At 42.2% G+C, this 21,439-nt stretch carries 19 protein-coding genes, 1 pseudogene and 1 riboswitch; of the genes and pseudogenes, 12 read left to right on the top strand and 8 right to left on the bottom strand.

All coding sequences use genetic code 11. The features are described 5' to 3' along the window. Window positions 1-79: 79 nt before the first annotated feature. From MKY99_RS30155 to MKY99_RS30135, 5 genes are all read left to right on the top strand, one after another. Window positions 80-1,474 (top strand): cytochrome ubiquinol oxidase subunit I, encoded by a 1,395-nt coding sequence (locus MKY99_RS30155; protein WP_339268018.1) that lies wholly within the window; start codon window positions 80-82, stop codon window positions 1,472-1,474. Beyond that, the gene (cydB, locus tag MKY99_RS30150; protein WP_042193024.1) at window positions 1,471-2,487 is read left to right on the top strand and encodes a cytochrome d ubiquinol oxidase subunit II; all 1,017 of its coding nucleotides are present in this window, start codon (window positions 1,471-1,473) and stop codon (window positions 2,485-2,487) included. Before MKY99_RS30155 ends, cydB begins: the two co-directional genes overlap by 4 nt. Continuing rightward, window positions 2,487-4,253 (top strand): thiol reductant ABC exporter subunit CydD, encoded by a 1,767-nt coding sequence (gene cydD, locus MKY99_RS30145; RefSeq protein ID WP_339268016.1) that lies wholly within the window; start codon window positions 2,487-2,489, stop codon window positions 4,251-4,253. The genes cydB and cydD overlap by 1 nt, the downstream gene beginning before the upstream one ends. Beyond that, complete coding sequence (gene cydC / locus MKY99_RS30140; protein ID WP_339268014.1) at window positions 4,250-6,001, top strand: thiol reductant ABC exporter subunit CydC; 1,752 nt, start codon at window positions 4,250-4,252, stop codon at window positions 5,999-6,001. The genes cydD and cydC overlap by 4 nt, the downstream gene beginning before the upstream one ends. Before the next feature lie 229 nt (window positions 6,002-6,230). Next, the gene (locus MKY99_RS30135; protein ID WP_076120603.1) at window positions 6,231-6,398 is read left to right on the top strand and encodes a CxxH/CxxC protein; all 168 of its coding nucleotides are present in this window, start codon (window positions 6,231-6,233) and stop codon (window positions 6,396-6,398) included. A gap of 99 nt (window positions 6,399-6,497) precedes the next feature. On the opposite strand, the gene MKY99_RS30130 is transcribed toward MKY99_RS30135, so the two are convergent. Continuing rightward, on the bottom strand, window positions 6,498-7,910 hold the full coding sequence (locus tag MKY99_RS30130) for an MFS transporter (RefSeq protein WP_339268013.1): 1,413 nt from the start codon (window positions 7,908-7,910) through the stop codon (window positions 6,498-6,500). 140 nt (window positions 7,911-8,050) lie between these two features. Here MKY99_RS30130 and MKY99_RS30125 point away from each other — a divergent pair, with 140 nt between their 5' ends. From MKY99_RS30125 to MKY99_RS30105, 5 genes are all read left to right on the top strand, one after another. Beyond that, a complete protein-coding gene (locus MKY99_RS30125; RefSeq protein ID WP_076285050.1) occupies window positions 8,051-8,401 on the top strand; it encodes a helix-turn-helix transcriptional regulator in 351 nt (116 codons plus the stop codon). 123 nt (window positions 8,402-8,524) lie between these two features. After that, the gene (rlmH, locus tag MKY99_RS30120) at window positions 8,525-9,004 is read left to right on the top strand and encodes a 23S rRNA (pseudouridine(1915)-N(3))-methyltransferase RlmH (protein WP_042131690.1); all 480 of its coding nucleotides are present in this window, start codon (window positions 8,525-8,527) and stop codon (window positions 9,002-9,004) included. Between the two features lie 94 nt (window positions 9,005-9,098). Beyond that, window positions 9,099-10,634, top strand: a complete 1,536-nt coding sequence (locus MKY99_RS30115) for an Eco57I restriction-modification methylase domain-containing protein (RefSeq protein WP_339268010.1) — start codon at window positions 9,099-9,101, stop codon at window positions 10,632-10,634. A gap of 36 nt (window positions 10,635-10,670) precedes the next feature. Next, window positions 10,671-11,783 (top strand): DUF262 domain-containing protein, encoded by a 1,113-nt coding sequence (locus tag MKY99_RS30110; protein ID WP_339268008.1) that lies wholly within the window; start codon window positions 10,671-10,673, stop codon window positions 11,781-11,783. Next, window positions 11,776-12,471: an MAE_28990/MAE_18760 family HEPN-like nuclease gene (locus tag MKY99_RS30105; RefSeq protein ID WP_339268007.1), complete on the top strand. Its 696-nt coding sequence runs from the start codon at window positions 11,776-11,778 to the stop codon at window positions 12,469-12,471. Before MKY99_RS30110 ends, MKY99_RS30105 begins: the two co-directional genes overlap by 8 nt. A 201-nt stretch (window positions 12,472-12,672) precedes the next feature. Here MKY99_RS30105 and MKY99_RS30100 read toward each other — a convergent pair whose 3' ends face one another. Continuing rightward, window positions 12,673-13,584: a YafY family protein gene (locus tag MKY99_RS30100; RefSeq protein WP_339268006.1), complete on the bottom strand. Its 912-nt coding sequence runs from the start codon at window positions 13,582-13,584 to the stop codon at window positions 12,673-12,675. A 100-nt stretch (window positions 13,585-13,684) separates the two neighbouring features. Here MKY99_RS30100 and MKY99_RS30095 point away from each other — a divergent pair, with 100 nt between their 5' ends. Further along, window positions 13,685-14,629 (top strand): alpha/beta hydrolase, encoded by a 945-nt coding sequence (locus tag MKY99_RS30095; RefSeq protein ID WP_339268004.1) that lies wholly within the window; start codon window positions 13,685-13,687, stop codon window positions 14,627-14,629. 717 nt (window positions 14,630-15,346) lie between these two features. Here MKY99_RS30095 and MKY99_RS30090 read toward each other — a convergent pair. From MKY99_RS30090 to MKY99_RS30080, 3 genes are read right to left on the bottom strand one after another with little or no spacing between them, the layout of a single operon-like run. Next, window positions 15,347-15,586, bottom strand: a complete 240-nt coding sequence (locus MKY99_RS30090; RefSeq protein WP_339268002.1) for a hypothetical protein — start codon at window positions 15,584-15,586, stop codon at window positions 15,347-15,349. 5 nt (window positions 15,587-15,591) lie between these two features. After that, complete coding sequence (locus MKY99_RS30085; RefSeq protein WP_339268000.1) at window positions 15,592-15,789, bottom strand: hypothetical protein; 198 nt, start codon at window positions 15,787-15,789, stop codon at window positions 15,592-15,594. Then, window positions 15,746-15,913 (bottom strand): hypothetical protein, encoded by a 168-nt coding sequence (locus MKY99_RS30080; RefSeq protein ID WP_339267998.1) that lies wholly within the window; start codon window positions 15,911-15,913, stop codon window positions 15,746-15,748. The genes MKY99_RS30085 and MKY99_RS30080 overlap by 44 nt, the downstream gene beginning before the upstream one ends. A gap of 63 nt (window positions 15,914-15,976) precedes the next feature. Between MKY99_RS30080 and MKY99_RS30075 the strand changes: the two genes are divergently transcribed. Beyond that, window positions 15,977-18,220, top strand: a complete 2,244-nt coding sequence (locus MKY99_RS30075; RefSeq protein ID WP_339267996.1) for a DUF3656 domain-containing protein — start codon at window positions 15,977-15,979, stop codon at window positions 18,218-18,220. 571 nt (window positions 18,221-18,791) lie between these two features. On the opposite strand, the gene MKY99_RS30070 is transcribed toward MKY99_RS30075, so the two are convergent. From MKY99_RS30070 to adhP, 3 genes and pseudogenes are all read right to left on the bottom strand, one after another. Then, window positions 18,792-19,262: a pyridoxamine 5'-phosphate oxidase family protein gene (locus MKY99_RS30070; RefSeq protein ID WP_339267995.1), complete on the bottom strand. Its 471-nt coding sequence runs from the start codon at window positions 19,260-19,262 to the stop codon at window positions 18,792-18,794. A 203-nt stretch (window positions 19,263-19,465) separates the two neighbouring features. Beyond that, a pseudogene (locus tag MKY99_RS30065) lies at window positions 19,466-19,976 on the bottom strand (alpha/beta hydrolase). Between the two features lie 153 nt (window positions 19,977-20,129). Continuing rightward, window positions 20,130-21,146 (bottom strand): alcohol dehydrogenase AdhP, encoded by a 1,017-nt coding sequence (gene adhP, locus MKY99_RS30060; protein ID WP_339267994.1) that lies wholly within the window; start codon window positions 21,144-21,146, stop codon window positions 20,130-20,132. 197 nt (window positions 21,147-21,343) lie between these two features. Next, window positions 21,344-21,424, top strand: a riboswitch (glycine riboswitch). The last annotated feature ends 15 nt before the right edge of the window (window positions 21,425-21,439 follow it).

Raw genomic sequence — 21,439 nt, 5'->3', positions numbered from 1 at the left:
GTGTGACATTTATCACAAAATGACGTCTAAATTTTTGACACAATATAATTAACGAAAAGGGGAGAAGGAAGGGAAAAATATGGATACAGTAATGCTGTCGCGTATACAATTTGCGTCGACGACAATATTCCACTATTTCTTTGTACCGGTATCAATCGGACTAGCGCTCTTGATTGCGATCATGGAGACCATGTACGTTAGAAAAGGCAATGAAGAGTACAAAAGAATGGCACAGTTCTGGGGAAAGCTGTTTCTCATCAACTTTGCAGTAGGGGTAGTTACAGGTATTTTGCAGGAATTTCAGTTCGGGATGAACTGGTCTGATTATTCACGTTTTGTGGGTGATGTCTTCGGGGCTCCGCTTGCAGTTGAAGCATTGGCAGCCTTTTTTCTGGAGTCTACTTTTATTGGGATCTGGATATTCGGCTGGGACAAAGTGTCCAAAAGAGTGCACTTGTTATCCATCTGGCTGGTAGCATTCGGTACGATGTTATCCGCTTTCTGGATTCTAGCAGCGAACTCCTTTATGCAGCATCCTGTGGGCTTTGCGATAAATAATGGACGGGCAGAAATGAATGATTTCTTCGCGCTCATTACGAACGGACAATTGCTGGTTGAATTCCCGCACACGGTTCTTGCTGCGTATGCAACAGGCGCCTTCCTCGTAACGGGTATTAGTGCGTATAAGATATTGAAGAAACAAGATGTATCTTTCTTTAAGAAATCTTTTCAAATTGCAGCAATCGTAGGTATCATTTCTTCTATTGGTGTAGCCGTGGCAGGCCATGCGCAAGCACAGTATTTGGTTGAAACTCAACCTATGAAGATGGCGGCTTCTGAAGGACTGTGGGGTAAGAGTGGTGACCCAGCGCCTTGGACCGTATGGGCTAACATTGATCCTGACAAGCAGGAAAGTTCTGGAGAATTTCAAATTCCGTATATGCTAAGCTTCCTTTCATACAGTAAATTTTCCGGTGAAGTTAAAGGTATGCTTGAGCTGCAAGCTGAGTATGAGCAAACCTATGGCCCCGGTGACTATATCCCGCCAGTACGTACGACATTCTGGAGTTTCCGGATCATGGTTCTAGCAGGAACATTGATGATTGTACTGGGTATGTACGCAATGTATTTAATGTGGCGCAAAAAGATGGACCGTCCAAACACTTGGTTTATGCGGTTTATGTTATGGGGACTATTGCTTCCTCCAATCGCGAATACAGCGGGTTGGGTCATGACCGAATTCGGGCGTCAGCCATGGACGGTATTCGGACTGATGACAACGGAAGACAGTGTGTCGCCTAATATTACGAGTGGTCAGGTTCTATTCTCTGTTATTTCTTTTACAGCGATTTACGCCATTCTCGGATTAGTTCTTATTGGTTTGTTTATGAAAGTGATTAAAAAAGGTCCTTATGCGATGGATAACGATCACGGGGATTCGCATGATCCATATAACGAGGAGGGCGCCCAATGATGTCTCTTAATGAATTGTGGTTTGTGCTCATTGCAGTTCTGTTTATAGGGTTCTTCTTCCTGGAGGGTTTCGATTTCGGCGTAGGGATGGAAACACAAATTCTCGCTAAGAATGATACAGAGCGCCGAATATTGATTAACTCGATCGGACCCTTCTGGGATGGAAACGAGGTATGGTTAATTACTGCTGCGGGTGCAATGTTTGCGGCTTTCCCTGAGTGGTATGCAACGTTGTTTAGCGGATTTTACATTCCCTTTGTCTTTGCTTTATTAGCTTTGATTGCACGTGGTGTTGCTTTTGAATTTAGAGGTAAACGGGATTCCGTAGCTTGGAAAAAAACTTGGGATGTTTGTATCTTTTTCGGCAGCTTCCTCCCACCGTTCCTCCTTGCTGTGGTGTTCGCCAGCTTCATCAAAGGTTTGCCGATTGATGGGGATATGCAAATGTACGCAGGTTTTACAGATATCGTAAATGTGTATACCGTAGTAGCTGGTGTGACTGTTGTCCTTCTTTGTTTGGTACATGGTCTCATGTTCACAACGTTGCGTACAGTGGGTGATCTACAGGCTCGCGCTCGAAAAATGGCGCAAAGATTGCTTTTGCCACTTGGGGCTCTATTGCTCGCTTTCGTGGTAATGACTTATTATATGACTGATATTTTCGAACAACGTGGTTTAGTTCTTATGATTATAGTAGCGCTGGGAATTATCGCGTTCATATTATCGGGTTATTTCATGACGAAGAAGAAGGATGGCTATGCTTTTGGTATGACAGGAGCGGTAATAGCATTGTCCGTAACTTCCATCTTTGTAGGATTGTTCCCACGTGTTATGATTAGTTCAATCGATCAAGCCTTCAATTTGACAATTACCAATGCGGCTTCGGGACATTACTCTTTAAAGGTAATGACGATTGTGGCGCTGACCATCCTTCCATTCGTATTGGGATATCAAATTTGGAGTTACTTTGTCTTTCATAAACGCGTTCACGAGAAGGAGCATCTTGAATACTAATGGATAAAAATTTGCTTGGGTATAAAGGAGTTAAGCCGGTATTTCTGATCGTTGGCCTCCTTACCCTGGTGCAAAGCATGTCCATACTTCTGCTGGCCAAATGGCTGGCAGAAGTCATCTCTGCGCTATTTGCAGGAGAACCTCTGAAGGAACAATGGGCTACTTCGCTATTGTTCCTTCTTGCATTTCTAGTGCGCCATGCTTGCGCCATGCTGATGAGCCGTATCTCTTACCGCTTTGCGGAAGCAACGGGCAGCAATATGCGGAGGGAAATGATGGATAAGCTCTTCCAGCTTGGACCCAGAATGGTGGGCGGGCGTGGAACCGGGGATCTTGTCACACTTGTGCTGGAAGGCGTAACAAAGTTCCGCACATATTTAGAAGCGATTATCCCTAGAATGGTAGGGATGTCAATTACACCGATTTTGGTGCTTATTTATATCTACAAGATGGATACCGCGAGTGGGATAATTCTAACGATCACTATGCCGATTATTATTGTTTTTATGATCTTGATCGGGATGACGGCTCGCAAGCAGATGGACCGTCAGCTGAAATCTTATCGTACCTTATCTAATCATTTCGTAGACTCCCTCCGTGGGCTAGAAACGCTGAAATTTCTGGGCCGCAGTCGTAGTCATAGCACGAGTATTGCTACCGTCAGCGATCGGTATCGCTCGGCGACGATGCGTACACTGCGAGTAGCCTTTTTGTCTTCGTTCGCGCTGGACTTCTTTACGATGTTATCCGTTGCTTCCGTCGCGGTAAGTCTCGGCCTGCGTCTGGTCAACGATCAGATGACACTGGTTACGGGCTTAACCATTCTGATCTTGGCACCGGAATATTTTTTGCCTGTACGATTGGTAGGTTCCGATTTCCATGCTACTCTCGATGGTAAGGAAGCCGCTGAGGCAATGAAAAGCATTATAGATCAGGATGAAGTGAAAGCTGAAGTAGTAGGTTCTAATGGTGACCAAGCATTGAGATCAGCATCGAAAACACCAGAAGAGATATTCACTTGGCATAAAAATAGCGTACTTACATTAAATGATGTCAGTGTGAAATACGAGGAAGCTGGTCTTTCTTCGCTGGAAGCGGTGAACCTACAATTTAAAGGAGCAAGCAAAATTGGGATTATCGGAGAGAGTGGGGCCGGTAAATCTACACTAGTCGATATCTTGGGTGGTTTCTTACACCCTACTTCAGGAAGTATCACAGTAAACGGTACAACGGTTAGCGCATTAACGGATGAGGCTTGGCGAAAGCAGACCTCGTATATCCCGCAGCGCCCTTATATTTTTAGTGGTACATTGGCTGATAATATTCGCTTCTATTACCCTGAAGCTTCTATGGAAGCTGTGGCTGCAGCTGTGAAAGCTACTGGATTATCAGAGCTGGCGGCAACCCTTCCGAATGGCTTGGATGAGATGATCGGCGGCGGAGGTCGTTCGTTCAGTGGCGGGCAGGAGCAGCGGGTTGCGCTGGCTCGAGCTTTACTCAGCAGTCGTCCGATTATGTTATTGGATGAGCCGACGGCACATCTGGATATTGAGACGGAATATGAGCTTAAGGAGACGATGGTGCCTCTTTTTGAAGGAAAGCTGGTCTTTCTGGCTACACATCGCCTGCACTGGATGCTTGATATGGACATTATTGTAGTAATGAAACAAGGAAAAGTGGCAGAAATCGGTACCCATCAGGAATTGCTTGCCCGCAAGGGTGCGTATTATGAGTTGATTGGGTCGCAATTGGAGGGAATCCATTGAAACGTGAAGGATGGTTTGCTCCGTATGTATCGTCGTATTTTTGGCGTTTTGTGCTTATTATCGTGCTTGGGGCGTTGACGATTTTTACAGCCTCATCATTAATGTATACTTCAGGATTTCTGATCTCAAAAGCGTCTACACCCGTCGAAAATATTCTAATGATTTATGTACCGATTGTAGGTGTGCGTACGTTCGGAACGAGTAGGGCTGTCATTCATTATGTAGAACGTTTAGTTGGGCATGACACGATTTTGCGAATTCTATCTAAGATGCGTGTGCGTCTGTACAATATTTTGGAGCCACAGGCTTTGTTCCTGTCGTCACGCTTCCGCACTGGGGATATTCTCGGGATGCTTGCAGATGACATTGAATATTTGCAAAATGTATATCTGCGCACCGTGTTTCCAAGCATTATTGCTTTGCTGATTTATGGAGCAGCTGTGATTGCACTGGGTACTTTTGATATCGCCTTTGCGCTATTGATGGCTCTGTATATATTGGTGTTAGTAGTGGTGTTGCCGTTCTTATCTCTATTGTTCACACAGAAACGCCAACGTGAAGTGAAAGTAGAGCGTAATCGTCTCTATCAAAAGCTGACTGACGCCGTACTTGGTATGGGTGACTGGGTCATTAGTGGACGACAAAGCCAGTTCGTAGACACTTATGAAGCAGATGAGAGAAAAGTAGCCAAAACCGATGCAGCGCTGCGCAGCTGGGCACGTATTCGTACGTTCATTGGGCAAGCGGTAATTGGGATTGGTGTGCTTTCTATGCTATATTGGGCCGCTGGAGAGTTTGCAGATGGTGCTATTGCGGGTACATTGATTGCGGCGTTCGTATTGGTTGTTTTTCCTGTAGCAGATGCCTTTCTGCCAGTGTCTGAAGCGGTGGAGAAAATCCCGCAGTACCGTAACTCCTTAGAGCGATTGTCTGGTGTAAATGGAACTGAGCAGAACATCGTCTCTGAAAAAGCAACTGTAGTCGATGCTCTACCTCAGGCCATGAAGAGTGCTCACATCAAGCTCGAAAATGTAGGTTACCACTATGGTTCAGAGGCTAACTGGTCGGTTCGCGATCTCAGCCTCGATATTCCACAAGGTAAAAAGATTGCGATCATCGGCCGAAGTGGTGCGGGTAAATCGACGTTATTAAAGGCTATTCAAGGTGTTATTGAACCTTCTGAGGGCTCGGTTATGATTAATGGAATCGCTGCAGATGCCTATGGCGAGCATATTCCTTCTATTATAGCGGTGCTTAATCAGAGTCCACATTTATTCGATACTACGGTAGCTAACAATATTCGTATGGGTGATCCGAAGGCTTCCGAACAAGCCATTAAAGAAGCTGGCGCCTTAGCCAAAATGGATACGTTGATCTCCTCGTTGCCAGATGGATATGATACCTTTGTCCGTGAAGCAGGGCAACGATTCTCTGGTGGAGAGCGTCAGCGGATAGCGTTAGCTCGTATTTTGCTGCAAAATACCCCTGTTGTCATACTCGACGAACCGACTGTAGGGTTGGACCCGCGGACGGAACGTGATCTTTTGAAGACAATGTTCGAAGCCATGAAGGGTAAGTCACTAATTTGGGTAACGCATCATTTGGTCGGTGCGGAGCAGATGGATGAAGTGATTTTTATGGAAAATGGCTCGGTAGAAATGCGTGGAACCCATGCGGAGCTGATGAAAAAAGAACCACGTTATCGCAGATTATATGAGCTGGATCGTCCGGTGGAGTTTCTAGGGTAGGATGGAGAGTTTGAAATAATATTTATAGAAAATAGAGAGAGATAAGTGATGAGATTCCTTTTGCCTTTCGGGGTGGGAGGAATCTTTTTTTGGTGAAGGGCAAGAATATAGACAAGGGATGAACAGATCGCTGGAATGGATAGATAGGAGTTCCATTTTCGTGGGAAGTATGGTAGAACAATAGAAGGAGTATTAGGCCGTAGCGGCACAGAAAGGGATGCTTGGTTGAATGTATGTAGTATGTAAAGAACATGTAGAATTAGCTATTGATTTGTTTGTGGACGAGTATGAAGATGCACCAGATGTAGTGGATTTGAAGGAAACGGAATTCTCTGACTGGGACCCGCCGGCAAAGTGCACCCAATGTGAGAAGAACGCTGAATATTTGGTGGTCTAAAGGACCTTTAAGACTTATAAAAAAACACCTTGCAGTCCCGGAAATGGGCCGCAAGGTGTTTTTGCGTGGAATAATTATAGGTGCATTGGAGGATTAATTTTATGCATCTGCTGCATCTGCCATATTGGTCAGGGAGCTACCTCGGTTGTTCTTGCGGTAGACAATGGCTGAGATGATGGCAAGCATTGCTGCAATAGAGAGTCCCCAGTAGATGTTTGAGTAAGCGGCCCGGAGCGGCAGTCCACGCTGCCATTCCAATGCACTTGCGGCCATAGCTACGCTGAAGGCGCCACTAAAGAATTGCAGTAACTGGAACAGTCCCATCCCGGAGCCGATTTGTGAGGAAGGAAGAATCCGTGAGATTTCATTGGATACACTACTGGACAACGTCGTGAAGGCAAGACTCATAATCATATAGATGAGCATGACGGCAATCCAGGATCGTCCCGCAAAAACAGCGAACAGGACGGTAGCAGTCAGCACAAGCAGTGGAGCGAAACGCAATATCCCCGCATTGCCATAACGGTCGATGATTCGTCCGACGGAACGGGAAACGAAGATTGCGAGCAGCGATCCCGGAAAGATCACAAGCCCGGCATGACTTGCACTGAAGCCAAAGCGATGAGTTAAAATCTGCGGCAGCAGGAACAAGGTGGCGAAGCTGCACAGATAGGAGGCTATTCCGACCACCGCCAGCACGAGATATGAGCGGTTAAGGAATAGCGCGGGCATTACAAATGGGTCGGGCGTGCTGCGGATGCGGCCAACAAATAAAGCGATGGCGACAAGTCCGGCGACCAAGGCCACCCACAGCCCACTAGTCAGGAACAGCAGCAGACCGGTGGTACCCACGCCCAAGAGCAGCCCACCAAGCACATCAAAGGAGCCGCGGGTGGGCACCTCTTTAGGCAACAGGATAAGGAACAATGGCACGAGAAGCAAAATAGCTGCCGTTACAGCGAATAACCAGATCCAGCCGAGATATTCTACGATGGCTCCGCCCGCGACCGGACCAAGGCCTAGGCCGAGTGAAACGGCTGACATAATCGTCGCCATCGCTTTGCCGCGACGGGCTTGCGGGACATAGCGGGTAAATAGAACAAGAGATAAGGACATTACTGCGCCCGCGCCCGACGCCTGTAGAATGCGCACGATAAGCAGAAAGATAAAGTTGGTGCTGAAGAAGCCGGCCACAGCCGCAAAGCCTAGCGTCAACAAGCCTATCACCAGCAGGCGGCGGATCGGCAGAAAATCAGAGAGCCGGCTGTACGTGATTGAGGCAATCGAAAACATAATGGAATACCCGGTAACAATCCAAGAAGCAGATGCAGCTGTAATGCCGAAGGCTTCGGTTACATCAGGCAGTGCCAGATTGAACATGGCTGTATTCATGATGACAAGAACCACAGCGATGCTGAACAGCAGTGTCAGCAGGCCTTCCCGTGGAAGAGTCGCTTCCGGAGCGGAGGCTTCATGATCCGCATTCGCGGAAAGGTTATTTACAGAAGTCATGTGCGAAGCACTCCTTTTATTATTGTTTAATAGTTCGATTACTTACGAACAATTGAAATATAGCATGCGTTGATATAAAATGCAATTAGGAACACCAATATTTTTTCGCATTAAAAGTAGGACAAAGGGGATAATCATCCATGAAAATACTATTTCATCCGGACCGCAAGGACATTCAGCTTGCTTCCGTATTGTATGCGCTCAGCGATCCGATTCGCCTCCATATCGTATCGGATATTCATAGAAATGGAGAACAGGCTTGCAACGGCTTCAACGTTCCGATCGCCAAATCCACCATGTCTCACCATGCCCGTACGCTGCGCGAGTCAGGGGTTGTGTTTACGCGGGTGCAAGGAACCCAGCGTATACTGTCGCTACGGACAGAGGATCTGAGCGCACGTTTCCCAGGATTGCTGGATTCTATATTGAGTGCTTATGAAGCTGGGGAAAAGCCGGATTTTGCAATGGAGGAGCGGGAGGAGAGTAAGTAGGGGATGGATTGTCTGAAGAATAGGACATTTAAGGAATGCGAAAAGGTACTTACTAAAACTACAGGGGACGCCCAGTGCGCGTCCTTTTGCTATTTCAATAGAGGACTATAACAGGAGGCACTTATGCTTATTCAAATTATTGGCGTAGGAAAATTGAAGGAAAAGTACTTGATTAATGGCATCGCGGAGTATGCTAAACGGCTGACACCCTACCTGAAATTTCAGGTGATTGAGGTGGCAGATGAAAAAGCACCCGACTCTCTAAGCGAAGCAGAGGTCGGTATTGTTAAGGCACGCGAGGGGGAACGCATCCTCGCGCACATAAAGAGCGAGGCGCATGTCATTGCGCTCGCGATTGACGGCAAGCTGTGGAGCTCGGAAGAGCTTGCCGCAGAAATTGACCGGCTCGGCACCTATGGGACGAGCCATGTCGTGTTCGTCATCGGAGGGAGCCATGGGCTCTCCGACGAGGTCATGCGCCGCGCGCAGCAGCGCATGAGCTTCGGGCGCATGACGCTGCCCCATCAGCTCATGCGCCTGGTGCTGGTGGAGCAGATTTATCGCGCGGTGAAGATAAATCGGGGGGAACCGTATCATAAGTAGAGCGAAATTGTACTTTGTGAAGTTGAATTTACAAAGACTGAAATGATTAGTGTATAATAAAGTTGGTTCTTTGTTTGTAAGGAGAAGGTAAATTATGCACTTCAAAAATAGTGTTTTTGATAAGAAAAAATTTCTTCAATTAGTTGATAAAATTCGTAGAGATTCCAGTACTTCGATTGAAAATGATAAACAAATAGAGCTAGGACAGTACTTCACCAATTCTAAAATTGCTTGTCTTATGGCATCTATGTTTGATGAAGGTAGAAGTAAAATTAGATTACTCGATGCAGGAGCTGGAGTAGGCTCCTTAAGCGCAGCATTTATTGCAGAAATGTGTTGTTGTGAAGATGGACCTAAAGAGATCTCAATTGTTGCATATGAAAAAGACCCAGTACTTTTACCTTATTTATTTAAAACCAGAGAAATTTGCTACGATGTTTGTAATCGTTTAGGAATAAAGCTGGATTGGGAAATTTTGAATAGAGATTTCATTAAGGAAAGCATAAACCTTTTAGAGAATAGTAAGGTGGAAGACCTAGAAATTCAACGTTTTGATTGTGCGATTTTGAATCCGCCTTATCGTAAAATTCATAGTAGTTCCTTAGAAAGAAAATTTTTGAAAAGAATCTCAGTAGAAACATCTAATCTATACTCTGCCTTTGTAATTTTAACATTACGTCTTTTAAAGAGTGATGGTGAGTTGGTAGCAATTACACCTAGAAGCTTTTGTAACGGTCCATATTTTAAGTCTTTTCGACTAGAAATGTTGAAAGAATCAACATTTTGCCGGATTCATACATTTGATTCAAGAAGGAGTACGTTCAGTGATGATGGAGTACAACAGGAAAATATAATTTTTAAATTAATAAAAAGAGAACCAAAAAATAGTAGTAAAGTATCGATTACGTCTAGTTCTGAAAATACAAATGAAATTGCTAAGTATAGTATACGTTATGATCAATTTGTACATCCCAATGACAAACAGTTGTTTATAAGAATATTAAAAAATGATGCAGGTTATCAAATATCGGATCAAATAGATAAATTAGGAAACACCCTGGAAGATCTGGGGATTTCAGTATCTACGGGTAGAGTAGTAGATTTTAGATCTAAAGATTACCTGCGTAATCAGTCACTACATGGAACAGTGCCATTAATTTACCCTTTTCATTTTGAGGATGGATTTGTAAAGTGGCCTAAACTAAACAGCAAGAAACCAGACTCTATTTTTCAGAATTGTGTTACTGAAAGCCTTCTACTACCTTCTGGTTATTATGTATTAGTTAAGAGGTTTTCTTCAAAAGAAGAACGAAGAAGAGTAGTTGCAGCTATCTATGATCCCGGAAGAGTAATGCTTTCAAAAATAGGATTTGAAAATCATGTGAATTACTTTCATCTTAACGGAAAAGGCCTGACTGAGAGAATAGCTAAAGGATTAACTGTCTTTTTAAATTCTTCATTAATTGACTCATATTTACGTCAATTCAATGGTCATACACAAGTAAATGCAACTGATTTAAGAAATTTGAAATATCCTCGTATAGAACAGTTAGAGGACATAGGTAAAAGAATAGGTACTAAATTACCAGAACAAGATGAAATTGACTCAATGATAAACGAATTATTCTGAAATATTGTAACCATAAACAATTGGGAGGGATAGGAAGTGTCATTACAAGAAGAGATAGATAATAAAGCAAAAGAAATTCAAGCTGATGGATATCCAATGTCAATTGGGGAATTGGCGAATATGTATAAGGATGGCGAATTAAAAGTTAATCCTGAATTTCAAAGGTTTTTTAGATGGTCGGACTCTCAGAAAACTAAATTAATTGAATCAATACTGTTAGGAATACCAATACCACCAATATTTGTTTCTCATGGTGAGAAGGGAATATGGGACGTTATTGATGGGCTTCAGAGACTATCTACAATATTTGAATTTATGGGATTATTAAAATCTCCTGATGATACATTGAAGCCGCCTAGTAAATTATTAGGCACTAAGTTTTTACCGTCTCTAGAGAATAAAGTATGGGATAATTCTGATGATCTTGAAAATTCATTTACTCAAGAGTTAAGAATTGATTTTAAAAGATCTAAACTTGATATTAAAATTATTAAAAAAACCAGTGATAAAGATGCAAAGTACGAACTTTTTCAAAGAATTAACACAGGCGGTTCAAAACTATCGGACCAAGAAATTAGAAATTGTCTATTAATAATGGTTAATAGGGATTTTTATTTGTGGGCAGCAGAACTAGTGAAATATCAGTCTTTTGTTAATTGCATTCCACTCTCAGAAAAACAACAATTAGAACAGTTCAATATGGAAATTTTCATGCGTTATTTAGTTATTAGGCATGCAGATTTAAGCAAAATCAAAGGTAACGAAGATATGGGAGAATATATTTCGGAGGAAATTATTAATATAGCTGAAAACAGATCATTAGATCTACAGAAAGAAGAAGATATATTTCGCAAGACCTTTGATTACCTTGATAGGATTCTCTCAGATGATATTTTTCGAAAGTTTGATCATGAAAAGGGTAAATTTAGGGGTGCCTTTTTGATGCCAGCATTTGAAGTGATAACTACAGGTATAAGTGAAAATATAGATGAAATTAATACAAAGGCCCAAGAGCATACGATTCAAATAATTAAAGACATATATAAATCCCCGCAATATCTAAGTCTTACAACTAGAGGGGGGCCCCGCCCTATCACGAGGTTGAAAGAACTAGCTATTTTAAGCAAGGGAGTATTTATGAATGGCTGAGTACTCACTTGAGAAGTTCCAGTCAAAACTCGATAAAAACATTTCTTGGAGAAAACGTGAGCTTACGATACTTAAAAATAATGTCGATGCAGCAGAGGGAAATTTATTGGTTACCTCAATAAGGTCAGGAATAACATTATTATATGGTCATTGGGAAGGATTTATTAAAACAACTGCTCGAGAATATTTAAAATATTTAAACAGTCAAAATATAAGATGTATTGATATGAATGATAATTTTATTACTCTATCAATGAAGAAAACAATAGTTAACTCAAGGCAATCTAATAAATGTTTATCACATTCTGAAATAATTAGTGAGCTATTATATGAATCCGATAGAATATTTAATGTTGATGAGATGGACAAACTTATTGTAGATACTAATTCAAACTTAACCTATGAAATATTAGAAGATATATTATTCAGTTTGGGTTTGGACAGTGAGGATTTTGAGATGAAGGATAACTTTATAAAGGATAATTTAGTGCTAGAGCGAAACAAAATTGCTCATGGTGAATACGTGTTGATCGTAGACCCAAGAAAAGATAAAAGGGATGAAGAAAAGCGAGCGAAAGAAGAATTTGAAAATCTATATCATGAGATTCTAATACTTATGGAGAAGTTTAAAGAGTTAGTATTTGATGCTGCTTTTAGGAAAAAATATTTAAAGCAGGTTACATGTTAATTGTTAGTTGAAATTATATTAGATAAGGTCATCCAAGTGGGTGACCTTAAGCTTCGCTATTAGAGTGATACGGTGAACCGTATCATAAGTGACGGCGAAAAGTTGAGTTGAGGGTTGAAGCTTCAATGCTAAATCTATTAAGAAGCGCGTTAAGACCTAACTCATGTGGAATTGGTCATATATGTCGAGACGAGACTTTTATCAGGAATAGTTCTCCACCATTTGATATAAATAATTTCGAAAGTCTTCAACATAGGTTTTGGGCTCTACAACTTTTAGATGAGTGCCAAAGCTTGCTAAAAGTTGAAATCCCATATAATTTTGAGGGACATATATGGTTGCTAATAAAAGTCCAGAACCATGGTCTTCAATACTTCGTCGACCATACCTTTCGATAATTTGATCTTTTATGCTAGGCGATATCCATGCCTTAATCGTGACGAATTGCGGTAGATAACTTGCTTCGTGTCCTTGCTCAGACCAATTGTCTCTAGGATGAAACGCGCGTTCATCCATAGTAATATGATCGATCCGGGATAACTTGAATGTTCGAGATCCCTGTCGATGTAAACAGAATCCTTTCAAGTACCAACTCGATTCGCTAAAATGCAGCTCATAGGGCTCAACCATTCTATCCGTTACAGCCCCGTCTTTATCTGTATAATCAAACGAAACCAGCCTTTTCTTTGATATGGATTCTTGACATGTCTTTAAGGTTTCAAGAATCTCGGACCGACCTTCCCAATCATAAAACGACAGTTGAATGGAACGATTCAGAGACAATGGACTAACCATTGCCTCTATTTTTTTTATCGTTCTTTCCACTTCTTCAGTAAGGAGGAGTTGTTCCAATCCGCCGAGCGCAGCCAATATATTCTGTAAATCGGAGCTGCTTAGAAGGCGTTTATCGACCTTGTATTCGTCCATTATGCCGTAGCCGCCTTTGACGCCATTGACAGAGTAGATCGGGATGTTACATAAGCTCAATGTTTCCATATCGCGAAGGATCGTTCTTTTGGAAACATGGAATAGTTGTGAGAATTCCGTTGTAGAAACAATCTCTTTCCTCAGCAATATCATGATAATCGAAATGAGTCTCTCCACTTTGTTCATAATTGCCCTCTTTTTTCTACATGAATTCAGAACGGTGACAATAAGATGTCACCGTTTATCCATTATACTACATGTATCACAAGAAGGAGGTTTTGATTTAATGTTTAATCCAACCGATTTTCCCAAGCCCACCCTTATTTCAGTCAATGGTGTGGAACTCGAAGTGTTTGAAGCAGGCCAAGAAAACGTAGGAAAACCTATTGTACTCTGCCATGGCTGGCCAGAGCATGCCTTTTCTTGGCGCCATCAGATGGCCGCCCTTGCCGCAGCGGGCTACCATGTCATCGTCCCCAACCAGCGGGGTTACAGCAACTCATCCCGTCCGACCGAAGTAACAGACTATGACATTGAACACTTGTCAGGTGATCTCATCGCGCTTCTCGATCACTATGGATACGAGGACGCTACCTTTGTCGGTCATGACTGGGGTGCATTTGTCGTTTGGGGACTGACCTTGTTGCATCCAAACCGCGTCAATAAAGTGATAAATCTAAGCTTGCCTTACCAAGAGCGCGGAGAAAAACCCTGGATCGAGTTCATGGAAGAAATACTTGGCGGCGATTTCTATTTCGTCCACTTCAATCGACAACCAGGCGTCGCGGACGCCGTATTCGAAGACAATACATACAGGTTCCTTCGCAACCTGTACCGGAAGAACGAGCCTCTCAGAGCACCTGAGTCAGGTATGGCGTTGATCAATCTCGCCAGAGCAGAAACACCACTCGGTGAGCCCGTAATGAGCGAAAGCGAGCTGGCCGTTTACGTCTCCGCTTTTGAAACATCAGGATTCACGGGCAGCATAAATTGGTACAGGAACCTTGACCGCAACTGGCGATTATTGGCGAAAGTGAACCCAATCATCCAGCAGCCGACCCTCATGATCTACGGCGACCGGGATGTGGTTGCGAAGTCTGAAAACCTGACAAAGTTCGTACCAAATGTGGAAGTGGTCAATCTGGATTGCGGTCATTGGATCCAGGAAGAAAAGCCGGAAGAAACAAACCAAGCGATTTTGAGATGGCTGGAAAAGCAGAATGCCATCTAGTCCCAAGAGCGTTTCAAGGCTGAGCCTGCCCTACGGCTTGACCGGAGGGTGGAATGAGACGCGGCCACCGTCTTTGAGGTGACTGATTGGGCACCGCAACCCCGGTTGGGCTAGTACGTGTCTTCAATGGTGTGGCGGTCGTGAGCCATGCGGGTGGCGTTCGGTGTGGTCAGCGTGTTGAAGGAGGGCAAGGGGCATGATCAGGTCATGGGTCTGATCTCCGAGTACTTCGTCTCTTGGATAGAAGTGGGCTCGATCCCGCCGCACGCGGTGCACGGCGGTACAATACTTGTATAACAACATTCTTAGCAATCTACCGGCTGACACAGTGCAAGCCGCGATGATGCTGAATAGAGTCGCTTAGCAAGCGAAACATAGAAGGACAATAAGGGCACCCTAAGAGGGTGCTTCTTGATTTCACGCTATTAAAAATACATAGAAAAAACAACAAAAATTTGTAAAATGGTTTAATATGGAAAAAATACAACCTTTTAAATCAAAGTCTAACAACTGAAGTGCCTCAGCTTGACCTGGATCCCCTGGCGAATCTAGAAAAACATGTGAGATGGGCGATGTATCGACACCTGACCATATTCACACACCACCTTACCCCACACTTTAACAAGCCACACAAAGGAGAAAGTCCATCGTAGGTGTTCTCTTTTTCATTACGCATGATATTCTATTGCCTCTCTTGCTACTTGCTGTGCATAGGCTTTACCCGAGCCGATAGATTGGTAATACGCCGCGCATCAAAGTATCAATAAGCTCGATCACTACATCATGCTGTCCAACGCCAACGGTGAAGGCTTCCTTAATCGATTCTTTGAAAGCTGCTCCGTTATCACTATGGCTCAACCGCTTCTGTATTCGCTTTACAGTCTGACGCACATAAATTTGTTCCATCTTATTTTCACCACCGTTTTTTAAATTGTATTGGTCTATTGGCATGCTCAATCAATTCATGGCCTCCATCTGCCGGCATGCTTCACCTCTAGGCCAATTGAATCATAGTAAGCCCGCGTCACATCCTCCATGCGCTGGGTCACAGCATCATACTGCTCCATCGGGATAAACTCAAGAATAGCTATGGTGATGGCCTGTTCGCGCGCTGCCTCATGCACCTTGATCTCTTTCCAGGCCGTAGAGCGTATAGCCACCTGTGCCCCCGTTGAATAGCTTGTGCTTCATCTCAATCGCCTTGATTGCGGTGGCGGGACTGATCACTTCCATCAGTCCAAGCGTCATGAAGCCCTTCTGGATAATCTCCTTCAGCAGCTCCATGTTACGGAGAACGTATCACAAGAACTACAATTTTTTTATTTTATGGGTCATAAGGAGGAAAAAATGACTGAATTACTAGCTCCAGCAGGAAATATGGAAGCTTTAAAAGCTGCAATATCTAATGGTTGTGATGCAGTATACTTAGGAATGCAAAAATTTGGTGCGCGTGCATACTCATCTAATTTTGATTTAGAATCGTTAAAAGAGGCTGTTGCGTATGCGCACCTGAGGAATGTTAAAATCTATGTTGCAATGAATACCATCGTTTTTGAAAACGAAGTTGAAGAGATGAAAGAGCAGATACACGAATTAAATAATATCGGTGTTGATGGCATTATCGTTCAGGACCTGGCTGCTTTCGATTATATCGTTAATAACTTTCTTGATATGGAAGCACATTGTTCAACTCAAATGGGAATAGACGATTTAGACGGAACTTTATTATTTAAAGAACTTGGTGCTAAAAGAGTTGTTCTGTCCCGTGAGGTTGAGATTGAAAAAGTAAAAGAGATCAAAAGGATAGCTGAGATACCTTTAGAAATTTTCGTTCACGGTGCTTTATGTGTATCTTACTCGGGAAACTGTCTAATGTCAGGATTAATCGGCTATCGATGCGCAAATCGCGGAAGATGTGTTGGTTCGTGCCGTAAGGAGTATGAACTAATGGACAAGACATCAGATACATCTTTAGGGAAAAACCATATTCTATCTACTAAGGACTTAAACACAATCGATTATATCCATGATTTAAAAGAAATCGATTCTTTAAAAATAGAGGGTCGAATGAAAGTGCCTACGTATGTTGCTAATGTTGTATCCAAATATCGCATGGCCTTAGATAATAAAATAACCGAAGAAGATAAAGAAAATTTGAAAAAAACATTCAATCGAACATTTACTAAAGGATATTTATTTCGCGAAGATAAGAGGAATATTACAAACATCTTAAGACCTAATAACTTTGGTTATGAAATTGGAACAATTAGCAAGATTGTTAAAGACATGTATGAAATAACACTTACACGTACTTTAAATCAAAACGATACCATCCGAATAAGTCACATCAATGAAGATGTTAATTTAACTGTTGTAAAACTGTACGATAAAGATGGCGAATTAATCAACAAAGCAGATGATGTCTGCTATATCAAAATCAAAGAAAAGGTGTCTAAGGGAGATTTAGTATATAAAACGAAGGATTATTTCTATAGCAAAGAATTAGAATCATCACTGGAAAAAGAATTTAAGCGGTTTAACCTCGATATTAGAGTATATGCATGTCCAGATTCAAAGCTTTTCATAGATGCGGAGGGCTTAGGCTTTAATTATTCATATGAAAGCGAGGAAATACTAGGCGAAGCCATTAATAATCCAACAACAAAAGACCAGGTAATAAAGCAATTTTCAAGATTAAATGATACGATATTCGAACTTAATCATGTGGATTTTGAGGAATGTAATGCATTTATACCAGCTAAACTGTTAAATGCAGCAAGAAGAGATATTGTACTGGGCTTATATGACTTAAAGCTTAACAGCCAAAAGAAAAGAACCAAGGCTTTGAAAGCAAAAGAAAAAATAAGCTTTGCCTCTGAAAAACCATACCTTACGGCCTCTGTAACGACTAGGGAGCAGTACGATGCTTGCGTGAGCTGTGGAATTAAGGAAATCTATTTTAAAAACGTTGTTAGAAGAAATCAGAATGATTATAAGGAAAAAGAAGGGCAGCTACTGATCGGAGGATATGGTGGAATTTATCACTACAGAGAAACTAATCCGTTTGTTACGGACTATTCTCTAAATGTTGTTAATGCTACTAGTTGCTATGAATTATATAAATTAGGTGCAAAACGAGTCACTTTATCTTATGAATTGAATAAGAGCCAAATTGAAGATTTAATGAATGCCTATTATGAAGAAAATGACGGCTATCCTGCACTGGAAATGATTGTATATGGTAAGGTTCCTTTGATGTTTACAAAATATTGTCCGATGAAAAAAATGAATCAATGCAGAATTTGCAAAACGAAGAGCTATGAGTTAAAAGATGAGCACGGAACGTTCCCTATAATTTCCCATAATGATTGTACAACGACTCTCCTTAATGGGAAGACGCTTAATCTTTTAGATGAGCTACAAAACATCAAAGGAATCGAGGCGCTCAGATTAAACTTCACAGTTGAATCAAAAGAGCAGGTTATGAAAGTCATTAATATGGCTTCAGGTAAATTAAATGGCTCAATGAATAATGCTGTCTTTAATCAGGAAACAGAAACAAGAGGACATTTTAATAAAGAGATTTTGTAGGTAGTCAAAGGGATGGTTCTGCTGATATCATGGCGGGAGCGAATCCAACAGCGTCAGCGGTCAGATTATGTTGTACATAAATGCCCGGACGGCAGACTCTGCGATTGGGTATTCCGCGTATAGAGTTTTGCATGTTGGTTAATAGTGGAAATTATTTTTGTATTGCTGACCAGTATATCACTGTCTTCCTTGCTAATCGTTCAGCTTAACATAAAAGAATAAGAAAGAGCCGCCCAGTACTGGGCGGCTCTAAAACTTGCCGCTTCAACCATTACAGTGGAACGTGTCAGAAGTAAGGAAAAGTCTTTTTGAGAGACCGACCCTTTTCAGCAGAAATCCCTTTATCGTTGAATCTACATTGGTTTCTACATTGGTTAGTTGTAGAAATCTTAGGATCGAAGTAGACGATAGACTAGGTCCAAAATATCGAACTTCCAAGTTAAGAAGCTTAGGTACATTATCGATAGATCATTTCTAAATCTCCATTCTCCAGTACAAGTCTTTCAAAACTTCATTCGCCCTTCTCATAACTCTTTTTATATCCTCAAAATATTGAAACCACATAGACCCCTTAACTTGCCGTCTTATTGACAAAATCAATCTCATTTCTGATCCCTTTATGGGCGTCATTCCACAGGCCCTTTGTCAGGCGAATGCGCAGCAGGCATGTGTTAGGGTCTTCGTCGTTATTGGCTTCGTTATACCAATCGGCGAATATTGTGCGCAGCTTTGTCATCATCTCAGCGTTTTTCTCGTCACATACCCAGCCCAGGTTTTCACCGATACCATCGGCCGTAAAGTTTTCGACGATGATACAAACGGCGACTTCGGGGTTTTGGGCGATCTGCTGCATCTTGCCTGAGGTTGCGTAGGTGACGGTGTAGAACGCGCCGTCCTCATAATAGGCGTCCACAATGCGGGAGGCGGGACGGCTTTTGCCATCGGCCCCTGGTTCCAGCGCGATAGTGGACAGAGAGATCAGGCCATCCTTGTTACCCACTTGTTCTTCCAGCAGCTTCATGGCTTCGTCGTACTTGCTCATTATATTACCTCCTAAAGTGTCATAAGGCATACAATATTAAGCTTATCATTGTGAAATCTTAGTGCATGTGAGGAATAATACGATAAATATTAAATCGTTATCATAATCCTCTGTTCGACTTAGGTATGGTTTAACTGAAAAGAGCAAGAAATAAAAAAACACTAAGAATCAACTTAGTGTTTTTCGTTATAGAAAGGAAAGCCTCAATTGTCCTCGAGGATCCACTTGCTTAGCTCTTTGTCAAAGGTTCGAGGTTCTTCAAACATCGGGTTGTGACCACTATGCTCAAAGATCACTTTTTTGACGTGCTTATAGGTTTCATTAACAGAATTCCAAAGTGAAACAGGCGCTACCAAATAATCATACCTGCCTAAACCGATAAATACTGGTTTGTTGAAGTTAGTGAGTGATTGTATAAGATTCAATTCTCCGAATACTTCCCTCCACAGATGATCGATAATTGGCATATTCGTATATACATCTTCCCACATGTAAGCTGCGTCAAATGTATAATCATAAAAGCTTTGGGCTCCCATCCGGCTTCACAAATCCTCTATGATCAAGGAAAATAAACTGAAATGTATCATATAAATCTTCTGAGAATAGTTGAGGATAATAAACACTGCTGCCTATCACCAAAATAGATTTCCCAGTTCCTTTTACACAATAATTCAGTTCAAATCCATCGCTATTTATAGTTTGGTACTTATTCATTTTCATAATCATCCTTTTTTCATTTTTATTTTACACATCACTCCTTCCCTTCACGGATTCCATTACATTCTCCATAGAACGCTCTAACATTCCGATCACCTCAAATTTTGTGGCTTGCAATAAATATTATGGTAGCATACTTTTTATTATTGATCATTTCGTCATATCAAGGACGATTCGACCATTGATTTTGCCTTCTAACATAAGATCGTAGATCTCATTAATATCTTCTAGTTTACGTGTCTCAATAATGGTTTTTATTTTTCCTTCTGCAGCGAATTGTAATGTTTCTTGTAAATCTTTGCGAGTGCCGACAATCGAACCGACCACCTTTGTTCCATTTAATACTGTATCAAAGATTGGGACATCCATGGATTCAGGAGGCAGCCCAACCATCACGCAGGTACCGCCGCGACGAATGGCCCGGTAGGCTTGGTCGAATGCTTTTTTCGCAACTGCTGTACAAACTACACCATGCACTCCACCGATTTCTTTTTGAATCCAGTCTGCGGCATCTTCTTTTAATGCGTTTACGGTTTTGTCTGCGCCAAGCTGTTTGGCAAGCTCCATCTTTTCATCCGACGTGTCGATGGCCACTACGTTCATTCCCATCACCTTTGCATATTGTACACCAAGATGACCCAATCCTCCGACGCCGAAAATGGCTACCCATTCACCTGGCTTTACACCTGATACTTTCAAAGCTTTATAGGTCGTAACGCCAGCGCAAAATAAAGGTGCCGCTTCGATGAAGCTTAAATTATCAGGTACCTTCACTACATAATCGGCAGCTGCCATACAATATTCTGCATATCCACCATCTACGGAATATCCGGAATTTTGCTGATCGAGACAAAGAGTCTCTCTTCCTGTAAGACAATACTCACAATGACCGCAGGCTGAGTATAGCCATGGAATTCCTACTCGGTCTCCTACCTTTAAGTGTGTAACTCCTTCACCTATTTCTTCAATAATTCCAACGCCTTCATGTCCTGGAATAAGAGGGAGTTTCGGTTTGACGGGCCAATCGCCATGAGCAGCATGCAAATCAGTATGACACACTCCGCACGCCTGAATGTGAACAAGGATTTCTTTGTGTCCGGGTTTTGGTTTAGGAACGTCTTGTAGCTCTAACTTTTCTTTGAATTTCTTAACTACAGCGGCTTTCATCAGCATACTCCTTTAGTTTTTTGCTTTTCAAAAAGTAGTATGTTCATGAGGCTAACTTTAAATTCTTGAGACTTTTATCACTGATTAACACTCACATCACAAGTAATATGTTAGAATATCAGAACAGCTTTACTGCGTTACCGCTTTATCAACTTCATAATTCACGAGCTATGATGGCTAAGGATTACACTTTAGCTGGAGCAGCTTCTGGAGAGACTGCGGAAATTCCGCGGCGCCGAAGGGTTCACAATCTCAGGCAAAAGGACAGAAGAGTACTGAATATGTATTTGTCA

The sequence above is a fragment of the Paenibacillus sp. FSL R5-0470 genome (assembly GCF_037975205.1).
Taxonomy (GTDB): Bacteria; Bacillota; Bacilli; order Paenibacillales; family Paenibacillaceae; genus Paenibacillus_AQ.
This window is presented reverse-complemented; position numbering and strand designations above follow the sequence as displayed.

Coding starts and splice junctions, on each gene's coding strand:
- MKY99_RS30155 (WP_339268018.1), top strand. CDS start 80: ATGGATACAGTAATGCTGTCGCGTATACAATTTGCGTCGACGACAATA.
- cydB (WP_042193024.1), top strand. CDS start 1,471: ATGATGTCTCTTAATGAATTGTGGTTTGTGCTCATTGCAGTTCTGTTT.
- cydD (WP_339268016.1), top strand. CDS start 2,487: ATGGATAAAAATTTGCTTGGGTATAAAGGAGTTAAGCCGGTATTTCTG.
- MKY99_RS30135 (WP_076120603.1), top strand. CDS start 6,231: ATGTATGTAGTATGTAAAGAACATGTAGAATTAGCTATTGATTTGTTT.
- MKY99_RS30130 (WP_339268013.1), bottom strand. CDS start 7,910: ATGACTTCTGTAAATAACCTTTCCGCGAATGCGGATCATGAAGCCTCC.
- MKY99_RS30125 (WP_076285050.1), top strand. CDS start 8,051: ATGAAAATACTATTTCATCCGGACCGCAAGGACATTCAGCTTGCTTCC.
- rlmH (WP_042131690.1), top strand. CDS start 8,525: ATGCTTATTCAAATTATTGGCGTAGGAAAATTGAAGGAAAAGTACTTG.
- MKY99_RS30115 (WP_339268010.1), top strand. CDS start 9,099: ATGCACTTCAAAAATAGTGTTTTTGATAAGAAAAAATTTCTTCAATTA.
- MKY99_RS30105 (WP_339268007.1), top strand. CDS start 11,776: ATGGCTGAGTACTCACTTGAGAAGTTCCAGTCAAAACTCGATAAAAAC.
- MKY99_RS30100 (WP_339268006.1), bottom strand. CDS start 13,584: ATGAACAAAGTGGAGAGACTCATTTCGATTATCATGATATTGCTGAGG.
- MKY99_RS30095 (WP_339268004.1), top strand. CDS start 13,685: ATGTTTAATCCAACCGATTTTCCCAAGCCCACCCTTATTTCAGTCAAT.
- MKY99_RS30080 (WP_339267998.1), bottom strand. CDS start 15,913: ATGGAGCTGCTGAAGGAGATTATCCAGAAGGGCTTCATGACGCTTGGA.
- MKY99_RS30075 (WP_339267996.1), top strand. CDS start 15,977: ATGACTGAATTACTAGCTCCAGCAGGAAATATGGAAGCTTTAAAAGCT.
- MKY99_RS30070 (WP_339267995.1), bottom strand. CDS start 19,262: ATGAGCAAGTACGACGAAGCCATGAAGCTGCTGGAAGAACAAGTGGGT.
- adhP (WP_339267994.1), bottom strand. CDS start 21,146: ATGAAAGCCGCTGTAGTTAAGAAATTCAAAGAAAAGTTAGAGCTACAA.